General features: G+C 35.9%; 17 protein-coding genes and 6 pseudogenes. 9 read left to right on the top strand and 14 right to left on the bottom strand.

What is annotated here, in order from left to right; genetic code table 11:
* Positions 1-210: 210 nt before the first annotated feature.
* Entirely contained in the window at positions 211-471 is a 261-nt protein-coding gene (locus CWATDRAFT_RS10035) for a hypothetical protein (RefSeq protein ID WP_232287061.1), read from the bottom strand.
* 267 nt (positions 472-738) lie between these two features.
* Here CWATDRAFT_RS10035 and CWATDRAFT_RS10030 point away from each other — a divergent pair.
* Positions 739-2,364 (top strand): annotated as a pseudogene (locus tag CWATDRAFT_RS10030) (IS1634-like element ISCwa1 family transposase).
* Between the two features lie 244 nt (positions 2,365-2,608).
* Here the strand turns inward: CWATDRAFT_RS10030 and CWATDRAFT_RS10025 are convergent.
* The 3 genes and pseudogenes from CWATDRAFT_RS10025 to CWATDRAFT_RS39640 form a co-directional block, all read right to left on the bottom strand.
* Positions 2,609-3,019, bottom strand: a pseudogene (locus CWATDRAFT_RS10025) (DUF6444 domain-containing protein); the annotation flags it as partial.
* Positions 3,020-3,046: 27 nt separating this feature from the next.
* Positions 3,047-3,688: a transposase gene (locus tag CWATDRAFT_RS39645; RefSeq protein WP_007303468.1), complete on the bottom strand. Its 642-nt coding sequence runs from the start codon at positions 3,686-3,688 to the stop codon at positions 3,047-3,049.
* A 69-nt stretch (positions 3,689-3,757) separates the two neighbouring features.
* Positions 3,758-4,333: pseudogene (locus CWATDRAFT_RS39640) on the bottom strand (helix-turn-helix domain-containing protein); the annotation flags it as partial.
* A 4-nt stretch (positions 4,334-4,337) separates the two neighbouring features.
* Between CWATDRAFT_RS39640 and CWATDRAFT_RS10015 the strand changes: the two are divergent.
* The 3 genes from CWATDRAFT_RS10015 (at position 4,338) to topA (ending at position 7,835) form a co-directional block, all read left to right on the top strand.
* Positions 4,338-4,598 carry a hypothetical protein gene (locus CWATDRAFT_RS10015; RefSeq protein WP_232287060.1) on the top strand — a complete coding sequence of 87 codons (261 nt, stop codon included), beginning with the start codon at positions 4,338-4,340 and terminating at the stop codon, positions 4,596-4,598.
* Positions 4,599-4,716: 118 nt separating this feature from the next.
* The gene (locus CWATDRAFT_RS10010) at positions 4,717-4,929 is read left to right on the top strand and encodes a hypothetical protein (protein ID WP_007310209.1); all 213 of its coding nucleotides are present in this window, start codon (positions 4,717-4,719) and stop codon (positions 4,927-4,929) included.
* 263 nt (positions 4,930-5,192) lie between these two features.
* Entirely contained in the window at positions 5,193-7,835 is a 2,643-nt protein-coding gene (gene topA / locus CWATDRAFT_RS10005; protein ID WP_007305008.1) for a type I DNA topoisomerase, read from the top strand.
* 254 nt (positions 7,836-8,089) lie between these two features.
* Here topA and CWATDRAFT_RS10000 read toward each other — a convergent pair whose 3' ends face one another.
* The 6 genes from CWATDRAFT_RS10000 to CWATDRAFT_RS09970 all read right to left on the bottom strand — a co-directional run bounded on the left by CWATDRAFT_RS10000 (position 8,090) and on the right by CWATDRAFT_RS09970 (position 14,137).
* A complete protein-coding gene (locus CWATDRAFT_RS10000; RefSeq protein WP_007304886.1) occupies positions 8,090-8,731 on the bottom strand; it encodes a transposase in 642 nt (213 codons plus the stop codon).
* A gap of 63 nt (positions 8,732-8,794) precedes the next feature.
* On the bottom strand, positions 8,795-9,376 hold the full coding sequence (locus CWATDRAFT_RS09995) for a helix-turn-helix domain-containing protein (protein ID WP_007304885.1): 582 nt from the start codon (positions 9,374-9,376) through the stop codon (positions 8,795-8,797).
* A 211-nt stretch (positions 9,377-9,587) separates the two neighbouring features.
* A complete protein-coding gene (locus CWATDRAFT_RS09990; RefSeq protein WP_007304884.1) occupies positions 9,588-10,862 on the bottom strand; it encodes a hypothetical protein in 1,275 nt (424 codons plus the stop codon).
* A 215-nt stretch (positions 10,863-11,077) separates the two neighbouring features.
* Positions 11,078-12,550 (bottom strand): M16 family metallopeptidase, encoded by a 1,473-nt coding sequence (locus tag CWATDRAFT_RS09985; protein WP_021834896.1) that lies wholly within the window; start codon positions 12,548-12,550, stop codon positions 11,078-11,080.
* 488 nt (positions 12,551-13,038) lie between these two features.
* Positions 13,039-13,539 carry a hypothetical protein gene (locus CWATDRAFT_RS39635; RefSeq protein ID WP_007304882.1) on the bottom strand — a complete coding sequence of 167 codons (501 nt, stop codon included), beginning with the start codon at positions 13,537-13,539 and terminating at the stop codon, positions 13,039-13,041.
* Positions 13,540-13,657: 118 nt separating this feature from the next.
* Complete coding sequence (locus tag CWATDRAFT_RS09970) at positions 13,658-14,137, bottom strand: hypothetical protein (RefSeq protein ID WP_007304881.1); 480 nt, start codon at positions 14,135-14,137, stop codon at positions 13,658-13,660.
* A gap of 513 nt (positions 14,138-14,650) precedes the next feature.
* Here CWATDRAFT_RS09970 and CWATDRAFT_RS39630 point away from each other — a divergent pair.
* The 3 genes from CWATDRAFT_RS39630 to CWATDRAFT_RS39620 all read left to right on the top strand — a co-directional run bounded on the left by CWATDRAFT_RS39630 (position 14,651) and on the right by CWATDRAFT_RS39620 (position 16,215).
* Complete coding sequence (locus tag CWATDRAFT_RS39630; protein ID WP_007305009.1) at positions 14,651-15,145, top strand: dynamin family protein; 495 nt, start codon at positions 14,651-14,653, stop codon at positions 15,143-15,145.
* The gene (locus CWATDRAFT_RS39625; RefSeq protein WP_007305010.1) at positions 15,145-15,543 is read left to right on the top strand and encodes a dynamin family protein; all 399 of its coding nucleotides are present in this window, start codon (positions 15,145-15,147) and stop codon (positions 15,541-15,543) included. Before CWATDRAFT_RS39630 ends, CWATDRAFT_RS39625 begins: the two co-directional genes overlap by 1 nt.
* A gap of 168 nt (positions 15,544-15,711) precedes the next feature.
* Entirely contained in the window at positions 15,712-16,215 is a 504-nt protein-coding gene (locus tag CWATDRAFT_RS39620) for a hypothetical protein (RefSeq protein WP_007305011.1), read from the top strand.
* Here CWATDRAFT_RS39620 and CWATDRAFT_RS33295 read toward each other — a convergent pair.
* Both CWATDRAFT_RS33295 and CWATDRAFT_RS09940 read right to left on the bottom strand, forming a co-directional pair.
* Positions 16,175-17,701: pseudogene (locus CWATDRAFT_RS33295) on the bottom strand (IS5-like element ISCwa2 family transposase). The gene CWATDRAFT_RS39620 and the pseudogene CWATDRAFT_RS33295 sit on opposite strands and share 41 nt — an antisense overlap.
* Positions 17,702-17,987: 286 nt before the next feature.
* On the bottom strand, positions 17,988-20,630 hold the full coding sequence (locus CWATDRAFT_RS09940; RefSeq protein WP_007304878.1) for a trans-splicing intein-formed DNA polymerase III subunit alpha N-terminal partner DnaE-N: 2,643 nt from the start codon (positions 20,628-20,630) through the stop codon (positions 17,988-17,990).
* A 601-nt stretch (positions 20,631-21,231) separates the two neighbouring features.
* Here CWATDRAFT_RS09940 and CWATDRAFT_RS33290 point away from each other — a divergent pair.
* Positions 21,232-22,715 (top strand): annotated as a pseudogene (locus CWATDRAFT_RS33290) (IS1380-like element ISCwa5 family transposase).
* Positions 22,716-22,954: 239 nt separating this feature from the next.
* On the opposite strand, the pseudogene CWATDRAFT_RS09920 reads toward CWATDRAFT_RS33290, so the two are convergent.
* Positions 22,955-23,128, bottom strand: a pseudogene (locus CWATDRAFT_RS09920) (RtcB family protein); the annotation flags it as partial.
* Between the two features lie 165 nt (positions 23,129-23,293).
* Here CWATDRAFT_RS09920 and CWATDRAFT_RS09915 point away from each other — a divergent pair.
* On the top strand, positions 23,294-24,004 hold the full coding sequence (locus CWATDRAFT_RS09915) for a GDSL-type esterase/lipase family protein (RefSeq protein WP_007305013.1): 711 nt from the start codon (positions 23,294-23,296) through the stop codon (positions 24,002-24,004).
* A 153-nt stretch (positions 24,005-24,157) separates the two neighbouring features.
* On the opposite strand, the gene CWATDRAFT_RS39615 is transcribed toward CWATDRAFT_RS09915, so the two are convergent.
* Positions 24,158-24,829, bottom strand: a complete 672-nt coding sequence (locus CWATDRAFT_RS39615) for a PEP-CTERM sorting domain-containing protein (RefSeq protein ID WP_007304876.1) — start codon at positions 24,827-24,829, stop codon at positions 24,158-24,160.
* Between the last annotated feature and the right edge of the window lie 195 nt (positions 24,830-25,024).

Raw genomic sequence — 25,024 nt, 5'->3', positions numbered from 1 at the left:
TTTTACCAATGGATAATTGTCAATTATCCATTATCCATTATCCACTGGCAAGATTGATTTAGAGACCTGAGTTCGATATAAGGAAATTTATAGACAACCGATCTTTCATCAAGAGTCTTAAACCCTGATTATCTCATGGAAAATCTCCAACTCCAAACTCCGAACTCCTCTCCTCAGGTTAGAGAGGAAACATCAAAAAGTAAATATTAATTATTGGCTATAATTTACATCGAGATTATCTAAAGTAACCACCACTTGATTTAAACCAACTTCTTCAATATAAAAACCAAGAGTTCTACCGTCTCCATAAAAAGGTCTGGCACGACCGGCACGAACATCGTTTAATATTTGTTGTCGTTTTTCTGCACGACCATAAGCACAATGAATTTGCGGTTCATTACCATAAGTATATAAAGCACAATTATCAGAATCTAAAATACGTTCTGCCCGTCTTTTTGCTTGTTCAGACATTTCACTAACTTCGGGTTTACAAGGGTTGGCAATACTCTGTATACAAAACTTTTCAGCTTTGACCTCATTAGTCATTAAAGGGGAAAATAAAATAGAGGTAAGTGTGAAAAGAAGACCTTTAGTTAGATCCCAGATTCCGCACTTCAAAAAGTAGCATTAAATACTACAAGCCTGGGGTTAATAATTAAGTATAATTGCTTAAGCTCTTGAAGACAAAAAAGTGGGATAATTGTTTAAGTTGTTTCCTCTGTAAAAAAAGAGCGAAAAATGTCTTATTTAGAAGAAATACAAGTTAAAAATTTAGACCATTTAGGGATAGTAGCTGGTTTAATTGATGAAATAGGAATAGTCAAAATAATTAATAATAAATTAGGAATAGATGTTAGAGAAAAAATCTCAGCAGGTACAGTAGTTAAGTCTATTTTAATCAATGGACTAGGATTTGTTTCAAGACCTCTATATTTATTCAGTCAGTTTTTTCAAGATAAAGCCATTGAGAAATTGTTAGGAGAAAGAATCAAACCTGATTACCTTAATGATGATAAAATTGGGAGAGTAATGGATGAATTATATAAATATGGACTAAATGATATTTTTATTGAAGTAGTTTTAGAAGTAATTTAAAAATTTAAAATAGACCTTAAATACTCCCATTTAGATTCCACATCATTTCATTTAGATGGAGAATATAAAAGGGAAGAAGATAAAGAGAAACAGGAAGAAGAAAAAATTATTAAAGAAAGACCAATTTTTATTAAGAAAGGATATTCTCGGGATCATAGACCAGACTTAAAACAATGTGTCTTGGATTTAATAACAAGCCAAGATGGAGATATTCCATTATTTGTGAGAGTAGGAGATGGAAATGAATCTGATAAAGCTGTATTTGGAAAAGTTTTAGTAGAATTCAAAAAGCAAATAAAGTTTGATAGTATCATGGTTTGTGATAGTGCTTTATATGGTCAAGAAAATCTCCAACTAATCCAACATTTAAAATGGATAACGAGAGTTCCAATGACCATAAAAAAAGCAAAAGAATTAGTGCAAAATATAGAGGTGGAAGAAGTAAAAGATGAAGATAAAGAAAAAAGAAGTGACCTAAATTTAGAAAGTTATACCTGGAAAGAAGAAATTGTTACTTATGGTAGAATCAAGCAAACTTGGTTAATAGTCTTGAGTGAAAAAAGACAGAAAAGTGATTTGGAAAAACTAGAAAAACAACTTTCCCAAGAAGAGAAGAAATCCCAAAAATTTCTTAAAGAAATACAATCTGAAGAATTTGAACATCCTCAAGCTGCTCGATATAAATTAAAAGCTATTAATAAAAAATTGAGATTGTTGGAAATAAAAGAAGTTGAACTGATTGAAACTTACTCGAAAAAAAAGGAAAAGATTTATAAAATGATTAGTCTGATCATCAAAAAAGATGAAGAGATAAGTAGAAAGACTAAAGAAGCAGGAAAATTTATTTTAGCAACTAACTTAGTAGAGGAAAATAAATTAGAAGCTAGTGAAATTCTGATAACTTATAAAAATCAGCAATCTACGGAAAGAGGATTTCGATTTTTGAAAGATCCCTTATTTTTTACTGATAGTTTCTTCGTTGAAAAACCAGAAAGAATAGAAACAATGTTATTTTTAATGTCTTTGTGTTTGTTGATTTATAACTTGGGGCAAAGAGAATTAAGAAATTGTTTAAAAAGAGTCAAAAAAGGAATAAATAATCAAGTAGGGAAAGTAACATTGCGTCCGACTTTGAGGTGGATATTTCAATGTTTTCAAGGTATTCATTATGTGATTTTAAACGGAGTTAAACAAATTGTCAATTTAACAGAAGAAAGGCGTTTTATATTGAGTTTATTACCTGCATCTTGTCAAAGATATTATCTATAAATTGAATTGGATAAAGCAAAAATAATAAAAGAATAAGAGTCTAATGATATCAAATGAGAAGAGGAAACTCTCCTTCGTTTGTGCTGAGTCTTGCTAAGTTTTCAATGAGTATAAATCTTCTTAATTTGATTATTTTTCCTAAAAATTTAATGAAAAGAGAAATATTCTTGCCCAGGTATGATTTTCGGACTTTTTAAAACTATGTATTTTTTTATACTACATTTTGAAGTGCGGAATCTGGGTTATAGAATCCGCGACGATATTCCCTGATTTCTATGGGTTGGTCTACTACTTCAGCCACTTGCTGGACTTTTTCGGGAACTACTTCATCTCGTTCCACTGAACCCCCACAAACAGGACAGTTTTCTAGTTCTAAAGGGACTATCTTATCGGGCTGACCAAAACCATTACGGGTCTTCCCTGGGTGGTCATATTTTGGTCCGCGTTTAAATCCTTTTTTGCGTTTCTTTTTGTCAGAAGGCTTTTTTAGTGGGTCTGATGATGGGGGGACTGAACTGTTTTTTGAGTTACGGTTTTTTAGCTTATCTCTCTCTTCTTTCAATTTTTCAATTTCTTGCTGTTGTGTAGAGATTTGTTGTTGTTGCTGGTCAATCAGTCTTTGTTGAAGAGATAACTGTTGTTGTGCCTTGACTAGTGCAGCTTAGCAAAAATAATCCACCAGTCACTTATGATCTTTAAAGCCCTTAAATTTCCAAACGAACGGCTTAGCAAAATGTTGATTAAAGTAATCAATAAAATTGAGAATTTTTTGGGATAGTTCTTCAGTTGAACGGACAGTAATTCTTTTGAGTAAACGCCTGACTAAGATCGAAAACCAACACTCAATTTGATTAAGCCACGATGTATGTTTGGGAATATAAACAAAGCGAATTCGATGAGATTCATCTGATAAAAAATCTGCTCTGCTGTCCATAGATTGCAAAATCCCCTCCTTTCCTTTTCTCCCCAAATCAATAGTAATTCCACAGCTTTCTGCTACTAATTTGACTAAGCTTTCCGATTTATGAGTGTTGAGTTTATCTACAATAAAAATCCATTCTGCTTTTTCATCAATCTTAATCGTTCTCTGGATATGTTCAGAAAAATCTTGTTCTGTTCTTGTCGGTCCAATAGAGGGACTAACAACTTTTCCTCTTGCCACATCCCAGTTCGCAATCAAGCTTAAAGTTCCGTGTCTTTCATATTCAAATTCGATTTTTTCTACTTGTTTAGGCTTGATTCTTTTGTTCGGAAATAATCTCTCAAGAGCTTGAATCCCTGTCATTTCATCTGTACTAATTAAATGAATTCCTTGTTCTAACAAAGTTTTAGCTTCTTGATGAAGTTCACAGATATATTTGACTTGCTTTTTAAATTTTAAGGGATCATCAATTTTGGCATTAACCAGTAACGAACGAGATGTGGTTGTAATGTCGCTTCTTTTTAAAAAACGCCCCACACTACGGGGGGAAATCTTTTCGACAATTCCTCTTTTTATGGCTTCATCCGCCAACTCTGAAGGTGTCCAATGGCTCACTGGTCTGTCTGATTTTTCACATTCTTCACAAGCGATCTCTACAATCTGGACTACTTGTTCGACCGTAAAGGATTTTGTTGTTCCAGGTCTTGGGCGATCGCTTAAAATTCCTTTGATCAAGACCATTAATGCTTTCTCCGTTACCTGTTGTTCTTCGGCGGCACTCAGTTTTTCTCTCTCCTCAAACCATCGCGATCGCCACTGACGCACTTGTACTCGGTCTAATTCTAATCTTCGACTAATCGAACTATTGCTCTCTCCTGATGCTGCGGCTAAGATTAGCTTGGCTCGTCTAACAAGGCGATAGGGGTTTGTTGTCCCTCTCACTATTTGTTGGAGTACTGTTTTCTGTAGGTTGGAGAGGTTAATTGGCAATGCTTTTATCATGGACATCAACTTCGAGATTCTTCCGTTAGTTTCATTGAAACACATTGTCGTGGCTAGTCACGAAAGTTTCTGTAAAAATCTGGTGGATTACTTTCGCCAAGCTGCACTAGAATCAAACTATTTAGAACAACTATGGATGATTGCTTTACAAGCAAAAGCAGAAGGAAATTTACAAACTCAGGTAGAACTTTTAAAGCATCTTTCCACCTTTGAAAAACGCTTACAAACAATCAGTAACCAAACAGGTAAGTCCATCGAAGTCTATAACCCTCAAGGAAAATTGATGACTGTGTATCATAGACGACAGTAGATAAAACCCAACGATGCCAGAATTCAGGGGTGATGGACTGTACAAGATCGCACCCGATTGGTTATACTGGACATCGCAAAGCAAAAAAACATAAGTGAATATACTTAATATACCATCAATGACAACTCAAACTCTTTCTCGTGTATCTTCGGACTCTTCTAAAAACACCACCAAAAATCCTCATAATCAAACCTATGGGGTCAAAGATGGAGAGAATCAGATGATGAAAGTGAGAGAAACTTATTCAGTGACACAACAAGTTAAATATTTACATTTACAAGCTGAAATTGATGTACTGCTGCAACACTTGCAAACCTTAAAACAAAATTAAGAAAAAATCGTTTAACCCATTTTTTCAAGAAACTCCTGTAACAATCTTGCATTGGACAGGGGTTTCTTACTTAAGATAGGTTAAGAAAATTCTCATTAAATTCAGCATAACTTAGCTAAACCTTGTGGTAAGTTACCTAAAAAGGGGTATGTTTTGCAATAGATATTTTCGATCACCTTTTTCTGTAATTGATAAGCTAGGAATAAGTCCATTACCCAGGCTTGATGAGATACGCTAAAATTGCTTGATTATTGATAACGATTATGTCAACCCTTGTTATTGTTGAATCACCAACCAAAGCCCGTACCATTAGAAATTACTTACCCAAAGGATACCAAGTGGAGGCATCCATGGGCCATGTTCGGGATCTTCCGGCCTCGGCCAGTGAAATACCAGCCTCCTACAAAGACAAAGATTGGGCAAATTTAGGGGTCAATGTAGAAGATAGCTTTGAACCCATTTATGTCATCCCCAAGGGCAAAAAAAAGGTGGTTCAGGGGTTAAAATCAGCCTTGAAAAGCGCAGATGAATTAATCTTAGCCACTGACGAAGATCGAGAAGGGGAAAGCATCAGTTGGCATTTATTACAACTTCTCAAGCCCAAAGTTCCCATCAAACGTATGGTGTTCCATGAGATCACCCGTGAAGCTATCCAAAAATCCCTAAAAAACTGTCGGGATATTGACGAAAATTTAGTCCATGCCCAAGAAACTCGCCGTATTTTAGACCGTTTATACGGTTATACCCTTTCCCCCTTACTCTGGAAAAAAATTGCTTGGGGCCTATCCGCCGGACGGGTTCAATCGGTGGCCGTTAGATTACTGGTAAAACGGGAGAGGGAACGCCTGGCCTTCCAATCCGGGGGTTATTGGGATCTCAAAGCCCTACTGGAAAAAGAAAAAAGTCCCTTTGAAGCCAAGTTAATCACCCTTGAGGGCAAGAAAGTCGCTACGGGGGCTGATTTTGACCCCGACACAGGAAAAATTGCTCAGGGGCGCAAAGTGGTGCTTCTCAACGAAGAAGAGGCCAACGCCCTCAAAGATAAATTAGAAGGGAAAACTTGGACTGTTAGTAAGAAGGAAGAAAAAGCTACCACTCGTAAACCCTATCCTCCTTTTACCACTTCCACCCTGCAACAAGAATCTAACCGTAAACTGGGTATATCCGCACGAGATACCATGCGTATCGCCCAGAAACTCTACGAAGAAGGTTATATCACCTATATGCGGACGGACTCGGTTCATCTGTCTGATGAAGCCATTAAAGCAGCGAGGAGTTGTGTTGAGGAAAAATATGGTAAACAGTATTTAAGCCCCAAACCCCGTCAATATACCACCAAGAGCAAAGGAGCCCAAGAAGCACACGAAGCCATACGTCCGGCTGGTCAACGCTTCCGTACCCCCCAAGAAACGGGGCTATCGGGTCAAGAATTTGGCCTTTATGACTTGATCTGGAAACGAACTGTAGCTTCCCAGATGGCCAACGCCCAATTAACCCAAATTACGGTTCTTTTGGATGTAGAAGAGGCAGGTTTTCGTTCTTCGGGGAAACGGATCGATTTTCCTGGATTTTTCAGGGCTTATGTGGAGGGTTCCGACGATCCCGATGCTGCTATTGAAAACCAAGAGGTGATTCTACCTCCTCTAGAAGAAGGAGATCATCCTGACTGTAAAGAGTTAGATGTCTTGGGCCACGAAACCCAACCCCCGGCAAGATACACAGAAGCTTCCCTGGTGAAAATGTTGGAAGGGGAAGGGGTGGGCCGGCCTAGTACCTACGCCAGTATTATTGGTACTATCCGCGATCGCGGTTATGCCCAAATGCGCGGTAAAGCCTTAGTTCCCACGTTTACTGCTTTTGCTGTGGTGAGTTTACTAGAAACCCATTTTCCTGATCTAGTAGATGCTAAATTTACCTCGAAAATGGAACAAACCCTCGATGAAATAGCTACAGGAGAGGCGCAATGGGTTCCCTATCTCAAGAAATTCTATTCGGGGGAAGAAGGGTTAGACAGTCAGGTTAAGGTAGGTATCGATCAAATCGATCCAGGGGTTGCTAAAGCCATTAATTTGGATAATTTGGAAGCAACGGTGAAAATTGGTAAGTTTGGTCCTTATGTGGAAGTTTTGCAAGAGGAGGAAAAAATTACCGCTTCTATCCCCACTGACTTAACCCCATCGGATCTTGATCCCGAACAAATTAACAAGTTATTGAAACAGAAAACCGAGGGACCTCAAAAGTTGGGTTTACACCCGGAAAACGGGGAAGCTATTTATATTTTGATTGGCAGTTACGGCCCCTATGTACAGTTGGGAGAAGCTAGTGAGGAGAATAAAAAGCCAAAACGTGCTTCTTTACCCAAGGGAACCAATGTAGACGATGTCACCCTAGACATGGCTGTGGGTTTATTGGCCTTACCCCGTTTATTGGGAACCCATCCTGAAACCGGGGCAAAAATTAAAGCCAGTTTAGGACGGTTTGGCCCTTATGTGGTTCATGATCAAGGGAAGGAGGGTAAAGATTATAGATCGCTTAAAAAAGAGGATGATGTCTTAACTATTACGTTGGAAAGGGCTTTGGAATTATTGGCCCAACCCAAACGGGGACGGGGTGGTGGTCGTACCAAGAAAGCTTTAAAAGAGTTAGGGGTTCATCCCGAAGATCAAGAAGCGGTTAACGTTTACGAGGGTCCTTATGGGATTTATGTTAAACATGGTAAGGTTAATGCTGGTTTACCTGAAGGTGAAACTGTGGAAACTATTACCTTAGAAAAGGCTTTGGAGTTGTTAGCAGCTAAGGCTACAACTAAGAAGAAAACTACTCGTAAAACTACTACTAAGAAGAAAACTACCACTAAACGAACGACTAAGAGTAAGACGAGTACAACTAAAAAGACAGATGCTTAAGGTTCATCATGTCTGATGGATGTTTATATTTGTAACAGTAGTAGGGTGGGGAATGCCCACCCTACGATCAGGTGAAATTTTATCAAAAATGTCGGGTGAAGACCCTAGCTAAAAATACTATCAAAAATCTCTACATTTTAGGTAGGGATGAAACCCGACCAGTGTATAAACTGCGTAGCATCCACATCTTAGTAGCAGTTAACACCAAGCAGTCAAGTTTGTGCTAGTGCAGCTTAGCAAAAATAATCCACCAGTCACTTATGATCTTTAAAGCCCTTAAATTTCCAAACGAACGGCTTAGCAAAATGTTGATTAAAGTAATCAATAAAATTGAGAATTTTTTGGGATAGTTCTTCAGTTGAACGGACAGTAATTCTTTTGAGTAAACGCCGGACTAAGATCGAAAACCAACCCTCAATTTGATTAAGCCACGATGTATGTTTGGGAATATAAACAAAGCGAATTCGATGAGATTCATCTGATAAAAAATCTGCTCTGCTGTCCATAGATTGCAAAATCCCCTCCTTTTCTTTTCTCCCCAAATCAATAGTAATTCCACAGCTTTCTGCTACTAATTTGACTAAGCTTTCCGATTTATGAGTGTTGAGTTTATCTACAATAAAAATCCATTCTGCTTTTTCATCAATCTTAATCGTTCTCTGGATATGTTCAGAAAAATCTTGTTCTGTTCTTGTCGGTCCAATAGAGGGACTAACAACTTTTCCTCTTGCCACATCCCAGTTCGCAATCAAGCTTAAAGTTCCGTGTCTTTCATATTCAAATTCGATTTTTTCTACTTGTTTAGGCTTGATTCTTTTGTTCGGAAATAATCTCTCAAGAGCTTGAATCCCTGTCATTTCATCTGTACTAATTAAATGAATTCCTTGTTCTAACAAAGTTTTAGCTTCTTGATGAAGTTCACAGATATATTTGACTTGCTTTTTAAATTTAAGGGATCATCAATTTTGGCATTTAACCAGTAACGAACGAGATGTGGTTGTAATGTCGCTTCTTTTTAAAAAACGCCCCACACTACGGGGGGCAATCTTTTCGACAATTCCTCTTTTTATGGCTTCATCCGCCAACTCTGAAGGTGTCCAATGGCTCACTGGTCTGTCTGATTTTTCACATTCTTCACAAGCGATCGCTACAATCTGGACTACTTGTTCGACCGTAAAGGATTTTGTTGTTCCAGGTCTTGGGCGATCGCTTAAAATTCCTTTGATCAAGACCATTAATGCTTTCTCCGTTACCTGTTGTTCTTCGGCGGCACTCAGTTTTTCTCTCTCCTCAAACCATCGCGATCGCCACTGACGCACTTGTACCCGGTCTAATTCTAATCTTCGACTAATCGAACTATTGCTCTCTCCTGATGCTGCGGCTAAGATTAGCTTGGCTCGTCTAACAAGGCGATAGGGGTTTGTTGTCCCTCTCACTATTTGTTGGAGTACTGTTTTCTGTAGGTTGGAGAGGTTAATTGGCAATGCTTTTATCATGGACATCAACTTCGAGATTCTTCCGTTAGTTTCATTGAAACACATTGTCGTGGCTAGTCACGAAAGTTTCTGTAAAAATCTGGTGGATTACTTTCGCCAAGCTGCACTAGTCTCTTAGTTCGTAAATGTCATTGGGAACTATTACCAGACCAAAACTTAGAGATGATAAATATTCCTAGTCCTCGTCCTAGTGATGGTTTAAAAGTGAAGATTTTTTAGTGTAGTTTAAAGGGGTAAAATTGCCCCTTTTTTTATTCTAGTCAGTTTTATTTAAGTTATCTTTCGAGACAACAAAAGGAAAAGACTTACAAATTAAGTCATATTTCTTGTGTTCACAGTTATCATCTAGATCAATTATGGTTGACTCCATATAATTGCCTTCATACTCTAAGATAGCCAAAAATACTCGCACAACAAGATTTGATAGTTTAACCCATTCTGTGATTATATCAACTCCACTAAATCCCTCATGAACAATTTTATCTCTAATTTTTATAAATTCTAATTCTGGAAATAAGTCTTCATAGGGAACACTATAATAGGTGAGCATTTCTTTTAAGCTTGTTCGTAAACTTCCCATTTGATTATACGAAGCACTTTCAAAAGATTTTTTAACCTTTATTTCAAATTTATTATATTGCTCAAGATCATCTTTGTGATCAATGTTATCTTTAAACTTAGAGATAGTTTCTATAATCTCTTTTCTGATTTGTTTATAAATTCCTTTAGGGAGTAATCTTTTACTAGAATTATTAGAATGTCTTTTATTTAATATTTCTAACACTGTACATAAAGTCAAAAAATTAACTTCACTTTTTATACTTACAAACGTATCAATATACCAATATAAAGCCAACCCTAGACCCTTATCATTAAATGTATCCCAATTCAGTTTTTTAGCACACTGTTGAATAAATAAAGGTAAATCAGGTGATTGTATAACCGATCTTCCTTTTGCTTCATTAAGAAGTTCAGAACCAGGCCAATATTCCCTTTTGATGTTAAACTTCTCATCCATTATCCCTTCAATTTTATAAATTTTATCAACACAATGACCTGATACAAGGGATAAAAGATATATAATCCAATTACCATAATTTCCGTAAGAATTTTGTTCGTTTTTGTCAACATTTTTTATTTTCATTTCTGCACTTAAAAATCCAGTTTTTCTTCTATTTGCTTGATTCGTAACTGACTTAATATCAATTTCAGTATCGAAATTACCGATATTAGCGGAAAATTGATAAAACACTTCTATGTTAGCAAGACCATAGATAATTTCTTCGGTTTCTTTCTCTTCTAACATCTCTAGATTATAATCAATATATAATGCTTTAAACCTCAGTTGATATTTATCTTGTTGATTGACATTATTCACGTTACCAACTTTAAAGCTATGATTAGCTAGAATTGCTGTTATCTTCCAACCTTCAACCGTTTTACCTTCAATCCCATAATCACCTTCATATCGTTTTATAGACTTTTCAAAAAATAATTTTTCATTTATATATTGATTAACTTGAGCATTCACTTAAAGAAATATATGACCATTGGTATAACATAATATATTAGCGTTAGAAATTTCTATAGGTTTAGAATCTTCTTCGTGGAATTTTCTAAATATTCCTGAAAACTTAAATTGTTTTTTTATCTCCATATCTCATTCTTGCTTTTATGTCACTTATCATAATTCAATTTTAAATGAAAATAAGGGCTTAATAATATTAAGCCCCTACAAACTTTGTGTTAACTTTTAGCTTGTCCCTGAATAGTGACATCAATGGATTTAACCGTTTGTCCTAGTTGAGATAAAGGAGGATTAATTTCCTCTTCATTCCCCACCACCAACGTGACAATATTTTCTGGTTTTAAGTATTCTTGAGCAACTCGTTGTACATCTTCTATAGTGGTTGCTTTGACTCCTTTTTGATACTCAAAGATAAAGTCTTGAGGATACCCATAATACTCATAAGTGGTGAGACGAGATAAAGTTTGAGATGGGTTCTCGAACTTAAAGACAAAAGAGTTTAAAATCGACTCTTTTGCATAGTCTAATTCATCGGAAGAAATAGCAGTAGTTTGTACTCGTTTAATTTCATCTAGTAAAGAAGTGATAAATTTTACAGTGGTTTGAGAAGCAGTTTGCCCTCCAGCAATAAATACCCCAGGATAGTCATAACCAGCACTCCAAAAACCATAAACCGTGTAAGCCAAACCTTTACGCGATCGCAAATCATTAAATAGACGACCCCCAAACCCGTTCAATAAACCGTTTACCACCGATAATGCAGGATAATCAGGACTATCAAATTTACCCCCTAAATGCCCCAATAAGACATTACTTTGATTCAATTGAGGTTGGTTGACGAAAAAGACCCCCTGACCTTGTTTTTGTTGTGCTGAGGGAATATTTATCTCGGGTTCTGGGGTATTAGGTTGCCATTTTCCGAGGGTATTCTCAATCAAAGATTTCATGGTGTTTGGTTCAAAATCCCCCACAACCCCTAAAATAATGTTTTCGGGTCGCACATATTGCTCATAAAAGGCAACCACATCGTCACGGGTAATGTTATCGATGGTTTCGTACTCGATAGTGCGAGCATAGGGACTGTCTTCCCCATAGATGAGTTTGCCTAACTCACGACTGGCAATACTCCCCGGATCATCGTTACGACGGGCAATACCCCCCTGTTGTTGGTTTTTGATGAAACCAAGGAGTTGAGGAGAAAAAGCAGGTTCTTGTAATACTTCGCTAAAGAGGTTAAATACCGTCTCTAAATCTTCACTGAGGGTATTAAATCCCGCACTACCCGAACTGGTCCCAATACCGACTTCCACCCTAGCCGCCCGTTGTTCTAAAAGTTGGTTTATTTCGTTGGCAGAATGTTGTTGGGTTCCCCCTAAACGCATCAAACTACCCGTGGTTTGAGCAAGGCCAACTTTTGGTGCAGGTTCAAGTCGTGATCCTGTTTTGATTAAAGCACTACCCTTGACTAAAGGTAACTGATGGTCTTCCATTAAATAGACAACCATCCCATTAGTCAGTTCGTAGCGTTCGTATTCAGGGAGAGAAATTTCTGCTAAAAGGGGAAATTCTAAGTCCGTGTAGTGTTTGGGAGTTTGAGCAACAGCAGGTAAACGAAAAACTAACACTAGCAAGGTAGTTATTAAAATTAGACCAACAGTGCGAAATTGTTTTAGAGATGAAGTGTCAATCATAGATAAGCTTAACAAGTTTTGTTTGATTAATAGCACCTACTAAAAACCTATTAATATCTAACAATCTGTTGTCAGACTAACAGTTTTGGGGCATCGGTGACTCCCCGTGGATTTGACTGTTTGAAAAAACTACTGGTAGAGAAGTAGATTTAACTTTCCTTCGACTTCTGGCAGGAGATTTCCCCCTTCTGCTTCGGGAAACTGCACGGTGCGCTTGCGAATCCGCCGTAAGACGGCGGTTCGGTCGCACCGCTTGCAGTGCCTCTAGGACTTTCGCTGATTCAAACATTTGGTGTCGGGAGATTTTCTGCTCACGAAGAAGTTTACAGATTTTCCCCCATTGACCCCATGATTGCACCTCCTTATCCTCTGGTGAGGAGATGCAAATTCCTATTATTGGCTCCTTAGAACGAGTTATCCTTTCAGAAAACCCTAATGCTCGTCTGGCAATCACCATGGCCGCCGCATAAGCTGAATTAAGCCCATATTTAGCCATATACTTCACCATCCCAATATCTGACTAATCTTTCTAGTTTCGATTTAACTCCTAATAATTTCTTCTTAAAGTTTCTTGTCGAAGAATGAGTTGGATTACAGTAAGCATTATCTAAAGCTTCTAGATTTTCTCCTACTTTCATGAATCCTGATTTTACATCAGTTTCAAGGAGTTCTATTTGATTTTGTTTAGCTGTAGTTAATTGCTCAAATACAGAACTAGCATTTGTGGCTAAACTATCAGCCCATGCCCATTGAATATTGTACTTTTTTTGGTAACTTTTCTCTATTTCAGTTTCGGATATTCCTTTTTGTCTATCATTTAAAGCCCTGCGTAAAAGACTTTGATATTCATTACCCCAATCTTCTAGAAATGGATGATATTCTATTTTACTTTCAATCCCTATCAGCCTTTGATACACGGGTTTATCAGTCTTTTGTTTAGACCGACTTATCCGTGTTAATTTAGCTTTTAGAGACTTTTTTTTAGCCATTACTATGAGTAATTAACTCTAGACTCATTCTAGCATATTATCTTCGTTTTCAGTCGGTGACTTACTCCTATAATCTACTAATATTTATAATATTTTAGAATATATAGATAGGTTTTAGCTACCTAGACGAAGCAGTAATGAACTCTTGATCACTTTTACCTGATAGTCCGGTTCCCCCAGGTGCATAACCTCTAGCAGATTTTTTGGCGGTTCTTTGATTTCTATTCCCCACTTCCATCGACTCTGCTGACATCCATTGGGGTTCTTTTTGAGTCAGTTCTGGGGTAAAAATTGCTTTAATAAGTCCTAACTTGGGATCTCCTTCCACTAAGCCAGCACTATAAGCTTCTGTGGTTCCTAATTGATAAAATGTAAAACGTCCATCATCATGTGCCGGTCTTTCTAAGGTGATAGAATAATAAGGGTGAAGTCGCCAAGTCCCAAGGTGTTTACCGTCAATTTCTAGGTAAGCATCACAACGAACGGGTTTTTGATTACCTAAAATAACTCTATATTGAGTATTGTGAATAAGTTCAACGTAACCGTTTTCTAATTCTTTGCCTTCAACAATACGAAGTGTAAAATTATTAAGATACATTATTTTTTTAGGGTGGTTTGGCCAAAATGAGAAAAACACCCGGGAGTCTTGCCGTGTTTCGACCCCAAGTGTTTTTCTACTAACTCACTCACACCACATAGTACCGATTGATGATCGATATAATATAATCCTAGAGTGATCCCTTTTTAAATTCAATAGATGAGGGACAGTTTAATAATTGTCACATTCTATGGTAATAAATCTTTCAAAAACGTTACGATGAAGCGTTATTTGGAAATAGATTACTTAAATAATTCATAATGATTGGGAATTATTTGCGATCGCACTATTAGCGGAAACATTAATATATGCTATTTGCTCTAGAAACAATGATTAATATTAATTAGAGAAAAAGACGTAATTTGGGTGAAATTAGCCTATAATTTCAATGTTCAGCCCTTTCTCTTCCCACTTCTAATCCAGAAAAAGTGCATAATTATCCCATCCGATCACGAATACATAGTGAAGGTTATACTTCAGTAGCATTACTCTTATACCTTGAGGAAAATATCCATGGCTATGCTTCATGAACAGTCCCAGTTGACCATTAAACAATTTAACAAATTTTTTGAGATTTATACAAATGTTCTCCCTTACGTAGGTATGGAGGACAGTAAAAAAGCCATTATTGAGAAAAAACAAGGTTGGATTCAAAAATTACAACAAACCGAGTTTCCTGTTGCTTTCTTAGGTTCATATTCTGCTGGTAAATCTACTATTATTAATGGGATTTTAGGCCGAGAAATTTTACCTGAAGCCAACGAGTCTACCACTGCTTTTCCGACAATTGTGAAAAAAGGTGATAAAGAGCAGGGGTTTATTCACTTTATGAGTGATCAAGCAAGAATGGAGCTTTGGGATAGTTTTGTTAGTGAAATTTCTACCAAAATTAGTAAAGACTTAAAACGACAAAAAAATGAACTGCCAGGTGCTCATTTACAACGAATTAAAGCAGCAGTAGAAGCCTACGAAAAAACCATGAAATTGCTATTGATCAACAAGAGTTAATGAAATTACAATCCCTCTTACGTAATTTCGGAAATGATGAATATAAAGGGAAAAAAGAAATTGCTCTATCAGAACTCAAAAATTATGTAGAGGGGTATGCTGGGGCAATTTATGTGGATAAAGTGGAGGTTTTTTTAGAGGAACTTAATATCGATAATGACATTGTTTTAGTTGATTTACCCGGTTTAGGGGTTGACAATAAGCGTCACGTCGAATTCACCAAGGATTACATCAAAGAAAAAGCTAAAGCTTTTGTGGTTTGTATGAGTCCTTTTAAAGTGCTTCAAGGACAAGAAATAGAGTTTCTATCCCAGATTAATAAAAATAACCCAACCATTATTCAGCGAGCTTTTTGGGTCATTAATCAATGGGATTTACCCAATAAGACACAACAATAAGAAGCTTTAAATAGCTTTGATAAACGAGTTAAAGAATATAACTTTGGTATCAACGACGACAGAAAAAACAGACAATTTCAAACTTCTGCTCTCAATTACTTACTGTTAAAAGCAACAGCAGAAGAAACAATTGAAGACAGTCAAAAACTTAAAAATCACCTTGACAATTTGACGAAATCGGGAATTATTAATGACTTAAACGATCTTGATCAAGAAAAAGCAAAATCCCTTCTTAGTCATCCCGATATTGTCTCTTTTTCTGATTTTAGTGAATCTCTCTTTAATTACTTAAACACAGAAGCAAAAGATCAATTTATTGCCGATGCTAAAAAAGAACTATTACAGGGGATTCGCATTCTGGATACTTTATTGAAACCCCTTGATGATCAATACAGCCAAAGCACCAATCTTGAAGCGGAAATGCAAGCAGTTGCGATTAATCAAAAATTCCGCAACTTTTTAGAGCAATTGAAACAACAGGTTATAAATTTTGCTAAAGAGATTCGTACCGATGATCAACGGCAATTTTGGGAGGAATCTGATACGATGGAAGTCCTGGGAGAAACTGATAAAAGAATCAGCAAAATTGACCGAACATACTTAGGGTTTGCTGAAAAAGTTTCTCCAAAATTTATGCCACTTTTGACCAAGAATTTTCTGACAAATCAATAAGTTTTAGTACACAAAAATTGTTTAAAGTATAATCAAAATTAATGAAAGGCGGTTTGATGAGTTCCCCTGTTCTATTATTAGTAAATAAGGACAAAAAAAACGACAAAAACTGCCTCAGAAGTTTAGAAAGATTGACAACTAAAAATGTAATAGCAATAGATGTAATGGAGGTTTCAGGGAGTTTTTTCATCACGAGATTTAGGCTAAATCTTCGTTTAGCTTGTCCAAACTTTCCCTCAATAGCATTACGGAAGCATTCATCGGAGTGGGCTTGTTTCTTTTCTTCTTCACTGACATTTTTCGGAGGTCTTCCTAACTTCGGACCACTGATTCTTATCCCTCTTTCCTTACACCAATTTCTGTTTTCCCTAGTTCGATAAATTTTATCTACATGGACGGATTCGGGATAATAGCCAAACGTTTCTTTATACTTTTCTACTTGTTCTTTTAAATGACAAGATTCATTGAAGTTTTCCCAACTTATTTTGTCTAGAAACACATAGTTATCTACACAGCTTACTAAGAGTTTAGCTCCAAACTCTATTGGTTTTCCTGCTTTTCCCCTCACTATTGGACGAATATGCGGTTGAGTTAAACTTACAATTCTTTGAGGAACACTCTGGGTCTTATTCTCCCACATTGACTGTTGTTGTTCATAAACTTTTTTGATAGTCTCTAGACAATTTTTCTGTCTTTTACTCAGATTTTCCTGGGAAGCCCCAGCTTGAATTAAGTCTTCTATATTTCCTAAATTTTTCTTAAGTTATTTTAACTGTTTCCCGATAGCTTTTCTTCTTTCTTGATAAGATACTTTTCGTTTTTTAGCTACTTTTAAGTATTCCTTTCTAGCAATTATTCTAGAAGTTCTTGGCTTTTTTCTCAATTTTACTCTTAATGGTTTATAAAGATTATCTATTATTCTTTCTATCTCAATTCTGGCTTGATTTAATATGCCTAAATCCGTTGGGTATTTGATGTCTGCTGGCGCACAAGTCGCATCTAAAATTAGTTTACCTTTATTTTTTATTTTTTCTCCTTTTTCTTGGAGACAATCCTTTTTTTTTACTTCTTTATCACTCTTGTCTATTTCTCTTTTTACTATTTTTTTATTGATTTTGTTTATCAATTCTCCATCAATTCTTTTCCTAAAATGAACTAACATTGAAGATTCCAGTGGTGGCTCTTGTTGATAACAATTTAAACCTATAAAGTATTGTAGATAGGGATTTTCTCTAATCTGTTCTATAGTTTCTCTATCACTTGTTCCTAATTTTTCCTTAATAATTAATGTCCCTAATGCCATTCTAAATAGTTTGGCTGGCGCACCTTTTTCTGCTGAAAAAAGTTTAGCATATTCTTCCTCAAAATCATCCCAAGGTATCAACTCTGCCATGATTACCCAACGATTATTGGGGGACAATTTGCCCTCGAAAGGTAATTCAAATTTTTCTGGGGGCGGTAAAGGTTGCTCCTCTTTTCGATACATTTGTTCTTGACCAACAACTGGGAGGTGTTTCTACCAATTATAGCGGTTTGTAGCCGACAAAGCTGATCTTTTTTGCGATCGCGAATATGGGTGTAACCTCTTAAAGAATAGGGTTTTGCTTTTATTCAGCAAACCCTAGATATTAATCAGAAGATTTGCACTTTATCAGGAAATAGATCACCTATTCAAGCTATTTGTCTGAGTTCCAATCGGGAGTGGGTGGTCAGTTATGATGCAGATCAAACAATCAAAATTTATGGGTTGCTTGAAGAATAATTTAATGGGTTTACACAAGATAATCATCAGGATGAGACACTACCTGTTTAAGGTCTAAATTTTTCTCAAAAATCTCATCAATGGGCAACATTTCACCATCTATTGTCATAAATTTATGGTCTTTTGTTGCTTTGATTTTTGAACCATCTTCTAGATCATATTCAAATATTTCTTGTTCTCCTCTATTATGCCATTGGGCAATGGTTTGAGTATAAACAAAACCATTTTTATCTACTGTATAAACGGTACAATTTATGTTTTCTTCGACTATTTTTCCAATGTACATCGCTCCATATTCAACGGTTAAAATTTCTGTATCATAACTTAAACAATATTCTGCAAATTTGATCATTTGCTCAAATAAATCTTCTGCAATAGCTTGAGAAACACCATTTTTTGTGGAACCATCGATAAAAATTTCTCGATGTTTGGTCATTTCTGATATTTTTTTCTTACCCATGGCCCGACGTAATAAGTCAGCTTCTCCTAAAGAATAACCGGCTAGATCCTGCGCCATTTTCATAATTTGTTCTTGATAAACTAATACTGCGTAGGTTTCTTTTAGGATGGGTTCTAATAATTTATGTTGATAAACAATGTCTTCTCGTCCGTGTTTACGGTTAATAAATTTAGGAATTAATCCTGCATCCAAGGGACCCGGACGATAGAGGGCTAAAATAGAAGAAATATCTTCAATTCCTGACGGTTTTAAGTTTTTTACAATCTCTTTCATCCCCGATGACTCTAACTGAAAGATACCTTCTAAATCTCCTTTTTCTAAAAGTTTGTAAGTTTTTTGTACATCGGGTGGTAGTCTTTTTTCTGTTCCTTTGGCAATAATTTCTAATGCTTTTCTTTCATCTAAGGGTAGTTGATCTAAGTCTAATTCTACCCTTTTATTTTGTTTTATTAAATCAGCAGTGCGTTGAATTGTGGTTAAATTTCTTAACCCTAAAAAGTCCATTTTTAATAATCCCAAGGACTCTAAATCTTCCATATAATATTGGGTAATAACTGCCCCGTCATTATTTTTTTGTAGGGGAACAACTTGATCCAAAGGTTCAGAAGAAATAACCACCCCGGCAGCATGAACCCCGAAAGTTTTATTGGTTCCTTCGATACGAATAGCCATGTCAACCCAACGATGGACAGTGGGATCGTTATCATACCTTTCTTTAAATTCTGGAGTTGGTGTTTTATCAGAAACCATGACTTTTAATTTAGCTGGTTTACCCCTTGAAACTGGGATCATTTTTGTCATTTTATCTGACTCAGCATAGGGAATATTTAATACTCTAGCCACATCTTTTAACACTGCTTTTGATGTCATGCGGTTAAAGGTAATAATCTGAGCAACATTAGCTTCTCCATACTTTCTGGTAACATATTGAATCATCTCGTCTCGTCTTTCGATACAAAAATCTGTATCAACATCGGGCATTGATTTTCTTTCAGGGTTTAAAAATCTCTCAAATAATAGGCCGTGATGTACTGGATCAATATTGGTAATTTTTAAACAATAAGCCACTAAAGATCCGGCTGCTGAACCCCTACCTGGTCCCACGGGAATACCGTTATCTCTGGCATATTTAATGTAGTCCCAAACCACTAAAAAGTATGTAGAAAAGCCCATCCTTTGCAACATTTTTAATTCGTATTCTAACCGTTCCCGATAGTCATCAGGAATTTCACTACGAGAGCGACATTTCAAACGGGTTAATAATCCGTCCCAAGCTATTTCTTCTACAAAGCTATCAGGGTTGTGTCCAGCAGGTACTGGATAGTTAGGTATACGGGGTTCTCCTAAAATTTTATAAGGTTCAATTTTTTCGGCGACTTCTAATGTATTATTAATGGCCTCTTCTATAATCTCATCAGGAAGATGATCCCGAAATAGTAAGCGCATTTCATCAGCAGATTTTAAATATTCTGTGCCACTATATCTCAGCCGTTTTTCATCGGTAATAAGTTTCCTAGTTTGAATACATAATAATGCGTCGTGTGCTTCTACATCGTAACAAGAAATAAAATGTGAGTCATTGGTTGCTACAATTTTAATGTCTAAGTCACGGGCAATTTTAGCAATACCAGTATTAACAATTCTATCCTGAACATAACCGTGATCTTGAATTTCTAAGTAAAAGTCATCTTTAAATAATTTTTGATACCTTTTTGCTACTGCCTTCGCTTCTTTGAAGTCTCCTGCTAAAAGTCTCTGAGGTATCTCTCCCCCTAAACAAGCACTGGTAACAATTAACCCTTCGTGATATTCTTCTAATAGTTCTTTATTGATACAAGGACGGGCAAAAATACCTTTTCCTTGCATTCCTTCTAGATGGGAAATTGTGGTTAATTTAACTAAATTTTTATAACCTTGGGTATTTTTTGCTAAGACGACTTGATGATATTTTTTATACTTTTTCTTCTCTTTAATATCCCCATTAATAACGTACATTTCGTTACCGATGATGGGTTTAATACTTTTATTGCGACAAACTTTAATTAATTCGATCGCCCCATACATAACCCCATGATCTGTTAAAGCGATCGCCGGCATTTCTAATTCCAAAGCACGATCAATCAAAGCGTTTAATTGAGAAGCACCATCGAGTAAACTATAATCACTGTGTATATGTAGACCAACGAAAGACATAGTAAAATATTTTTAGACTAATTGTTAACTATCTTTACCCAAATTAACGAGTCATCAGAACAATGACTACATAAGGACTTATATTATAGCGTTAATTTTATTATGTAGATAATAAATTGTGTTTCTCTATCTCAACAGATTATTTTAGCAATTTGATTAGTATTGCGGTAGGATGTTAACTTAATAAGTTAAAACTCATAATGCTCTAATTTTAATAATGACAACATCTCAGGAAAAAATAGAACAAACCTTAACTCCTTCTAAACCTTATAAACCTCATGTAATTTTTCGGCTACTACCCACCCTTACTCTAGTTGCTTTAACGGGATGGTGGACCCGAATTTCTCACAAAATCTGCGATCGCCAAACACAGAAGCCTTACAGGAAGTGGGTTTGAACAGAGCGATCGCAGATTTCCCCAACCAACAGTCTGTTGTCAGATTTTAAGTTAAAATCAACCCGAATTAGACAAAGATGAAAAGATAAATCAATCACTCATTTTTCCAAAAAAATTATTAATAAAATCTCTAATAGTACTAGATTGTTAGAATAAAATATGCTATAATTTAATTATTAAAGCAATTTACCTTAAACTGATTTAATGAGTCCCAGTCATCCCCGAACCCCTCGTCAAGTAATCAACTTTAGTAAACAGAAAGGAAAAGAAATAATCGCTAATTTTGATGGGGGACTAATCACTTCAGATGCGGGGATTGTCTGGATAGCTGAGTTGGAAAAAAACTGGGAATTACCGAGAAGTTTGGTAACTATTTTCAAGATCATCGTCATAAATCTTATGTAGATCATTCCGTTCATGAGTTATTAGCACAAAGGCTTTATGGAATTATTTTAGGCTATGAAGATGTCAATGACCATGATAAATTACGTCACGATCCTGCCCTTAAGATCGCTTTAGAAAAGCTTAATGAACTTGAAGATAAAAAGGGATGGTTAGCTGGAAAAAGTACAATTAATAGATTGGAATATTGTCCTGAGACTATTCTCGACCAAAAAACGAGTCGTTATCATAAAATAGAACCCAACTTTGAAGCCATTGAAAAATCTTTTGTCGAATTTTTTTTAGAGTCTTATAAAAAACCTCCCTTAAGTATTACATTAGATATGGATGTCACGGATGACCAAGTACATGGTAATCAAGAAGGGGCATTTTTTAATAGTTATTATCACGGAGTATGTTATGCTCCTTTATATATTTTCTGTGGGCATCATTTATTAGTTGCTAAACTTCGTTCATCTAATGTAGATCCAGCCGATGGAGCCTTAGACGAATTACAAAGAATTATCGGACTGATTAGAGAAAAATGGTCAGAGACTCATATCCTAGTTAGGGGTGATAGTGCCTATGCCCGTGAAGAAATCTTCTATTTTTGTGAAAATCAGCCTTTAGTTGATTATGTTATAGCTATGGGAACAAATGGCGTTCTTAAGTTACGAGCGGATGATGTAATTGAAAAAGCCAAACATGAATATGAAAAAAAACTAGCTCCAATAACTGAATTAATGGATAGTTTATTTCAGAAAAAAGAAGATTTAGAAGAAGTTAAAAAATTAGTACCAATTTCTACTTGGTATCGCTCTATTCGTTATAAAACAGAAAAGTCATGGAGTTGTCAAAGAAGAGTAGTGACAAAAGTTTGTTATGGAAGTGATGGCTTAAAAATGCGCCATGTGGTGACATCTTTGCCCGCTTCAAAAATTCCACCCTCAAAACTTTATACAAAAAAATACTGTCCGAGAGGCGAGATGGAAAATCGGATTAAAGAACAACAATTAGACTTGTTAGCTGATAGAACTTCAACTCAAACATTTCAAAGTAATAAACTAAGATTATGGATACATTCCTGGGCTTATGTTCTCATAAATGCTTTTCGTCAACACTGTTTAAAAAAAACTTCATTGGCTAAAGCAACTGTGGGAAGAATACGTCTAAATCTTCTTAAGTTGGGAGCCAGAATAAAGATTAGTTGTAGAAGAATTATTATCGCTATAGCTAGTGCTTGTCCTTATCAAGATATTTTGTCTATTGCTAACAAAAGAATTAAAACTATTCCTAATACTGGATAAGTAGAATAAGTTGTTTTTTAAAAAAGATATCTATCATAAGTTGTTGACTGACTGATACTTTCATTTAGTCTTATTTATAGTGGAGAAAATCAAAAGTTAATATAATTATTCCCTCTTAAACTCAATTTTTGGATAATCAAAGTCAATTTTTTTATTCATCTATATTCAAAATTTCTATTAGTCCTAAAAATTATCATTTTTCATCTCTGGATTGGGCTTTCAAATTAATTTGTGAGAAATCCGGGTAAAGCCCCTTTTCCTAAGTGTACATCCGGCATTAAAGCAACGTGCTTATATACAAAAGGTAGAGAGGCAACATTTTTGGCCATCTGCATTTCTGCCGATGCTAAATCATGATCAGCCCAAGACAATACGGGTTTTTCTGTACTAATTTTTAATGGTTGGTAAGGCATATTTTTTCAGTTATCAGTTATCGGTGATCAGTAACCAGTGTTTACTGGGTTAACGATCTCTATATTACAATCATACTACAAAAATAAGTTTACTGAGTTACGGTAAAATGAAGTTTAGTATCAATATATAAAGTTATTTTACAGACCATTACAGGAGTATTCTTAATGTCAACCGTTGTAAACCCCACCCAAATCTGGAATTCATCTTTTAACACGCAGTCATTGAGAATTGTGGCTTTAGGGGATAGTTTGGTGTATGGGTACGGTGATCTCGTTGGGGGTGGATGGGTTGAGAGGTTGCGTCGTCAGTGGATGGGGCAGGAAAATGGTCATGTGTTGTATAATTTGGGGGTGAGAGGCGATCGCACTCATCAGGTTGCCCAACGGTTAGAAGGGGAATATCGGTATCGTGGAGAGTTACGTAACCGTGTCCCTGATCTGATTATGCTTTCCGTTGGGGTGAATGATTCGGCGAGGTTGAGACGAGCAAATGGACGTTTATTTACAGACTTTGAGACATATCAACAGGAAATAGAGAATTTATTGGATGAAGCGCAGCAATTATGTTCTGTATATTTTGTGGGGATGGTTCCTGTGGATGAGGCAAAAATGCCCTTTATGGACTGTTTTTATTTCAATCATTTTGATCAGTATCGTTATAAAGAAGTGACAAAAAAAGCGTGTCACTCTCGGAATATTCCTTATCTAGATATTTTTGATTTATGGTTAGGAAGAGGAGAAAATTATGTCAAGTCACGATTAATTAATGATGGGTTACATCCAAATGTTAAAGGGTATGAATCTTTGTATGAGGATATTATCAATTGGCAAGCATTACAGCAATTAAATATGAGTAATGTATCAGCTATCGTTTAATTGTAGGGTGGGCAGTGCATCGCCTTACTATAGCAATCATTTATCAGTTGTGAGAATTAATGTTGAAACTGATCCCCCCTCACCCCCCTTATTAAGGGGGGAACTAAAGGGGGGATCTCGATAATCTCACGAATCATTACTGATTGCTATATTCTATTTCTTATTAGCTTTACCTAATTTACGTTTGAAACCTGCTCCAAAAGCGATCGCAGTTCCTGCACCGAGAATGGTTAAAGGTTCAGGGACAACAGCTTTTTCTACGCTTAATCTTACGTTATCTAGATAAATACCTTGTGTATCACCACCAAGATGTGAAAAAACTAAATTTCCTCTGGTCCGTTCAGTTACATGAATAGTTGTAGAAAATGATTTAAAAGGAGTTTTGAGTGGAAATCCGACTCCAGTAGCGTGTACGGTTCTGTAAATGTCTCCTAATGATACAATAAGTATATTATTGCCAAAGCTTGTGTTAGGTCTTGCCCCTGGAGACAAGTCATACTGTAGGGTTAATATATCTCCAGGATTGAAAGTAAATGTTTGTTTTGAAGTAAGAGTGCCGGCAGTTCCAGTAGAACCGTCGAGATCAACAAATGCTCCATTAGTCCGTACGAGTAAAGAACCAAAACCATTAGAAGCTCTACCATATAAATCAACAGATCCATTAGTAACATCCCAATTATTAAAACTACTATAATTTAGAGCCCTAACACCATTATTTTCTTGATTAAAATTGTCTGCAAAAATAAGTGTACTAGCTTTAGTTGATAATGCAGTCATTCCTGTTATGCCTAAAGCTAACGTTGCTGTTAATAATGTTTTGTACATGAGATTAACTCCTCATTAAATTAATGTGCTAAATATGTCTTAGATACTTTAACTTTATCACAATGAATTATTTGCATATGTAAACGCAATGTATAACTTCATGTATAACTTTAAAAATAACATTGAAAACCTGAAAAGTTTAAGATAGAAGTTTCTCTATACTTCACTTTAACTTAGATGATAACAAGAATATAC

This window comes from Crocosphaera watsonii WH 8501, from assembly GCF_000167195.1.
Lineage (GTDB): Bacteria > Cyanobacteriota > Cyanobacteriia > Cyanobacteriales > Microcystaceae > Crocosphaera > Crocosphaera watsonii.
Note: the sequence above shows the minus strand (reverse complement) of the source record. Positions and strands in the feature narration are given on the sequence as shown.

Coding starts and splice junctions, on each gene's coding strand:
- CWATDRAFT_RS10035 (WP_232287061.1), bottom strand. CDS start 471: ATGTCTGAACAAGCAAAAAGACGGGCAGAACGTATTTTAGATTCTGAT.
- CWATDRAFT_RS10010 (WP_007310209.1), top strand. CDS start 4,717: ATGACAACTCAAACTCTTTCTCGTGTATCTTCGGACTCTTCTAAAAAC.
- topA (WP_007305008.1), top strand. CDS start 5,193: ATGTCAACCCTTGTTATTGTTGAATCACCAACCAAAGCCCGTACCATT.
- CWATDRAFT_RS09995 (WP_007304885.1), bottom strand. CDS start 9,376: ATGTGTTTCAATGAAACTAACGGAAGAATCTCGAAGTTGATGTCCATG.
- CWATDRAFT_RS09985 (WP_021834896.1), bottom strand. CDS start 12,550: ATGATTGACACTTCATCTCTAAAACAATTTCGCACTGTTGGTCTAATT.
- CWATDRAFT_RS39635 (WP_007304882.1), bottom strand. CDS start 13,539: ATGGCTAAAAAAAAGTCTCTAAAAGCTAAATTAACACGGATAAGTCGG.
- CWATDRAFT_RS09970 (WP_007304881.1), bottom strand. CDS start 14,137: ATGTATCTTAATAATTTTACACTTCGTATTGTTGAAGGCAAAGAATTA.
- CWATDRAFT_RS39630 (WP_007305009.1), top strand. CDS start 14,651: ATGGCTATGCTTCATGAACAGTCCCAGTTGACCATTAAACAATTTAAC.
- CWATDRAFT_RS39625 (WP_007305010.1), top strand. CDS start 15,145: ATGAAATTACAATCCCTCTTACGTAATTTCGGAAATGATGAATATAAA.
- CWATDRAFT_RS09940 (WP_007304878.1), bottom strand. CDS start 20,630: ATGTCTTTCGTTGGTCTACATATACACAGTGATTATAGTTTACTCGAT.
- CWATDRAFT_RS09915 (WP_007305013.1), top strand. CDS start 23,294: ATGTCAACCGTTGTAAACCCCACCCAAATCTGGAATTCATCTTTTAAC.
- CWATDRAFT_RS39615 (WP_007304876.1), bottom strand. CDS start 24,829: ATGTACAAAACATTATTAACAGCAACGTTAGCTTTAGGCATAACAGGA.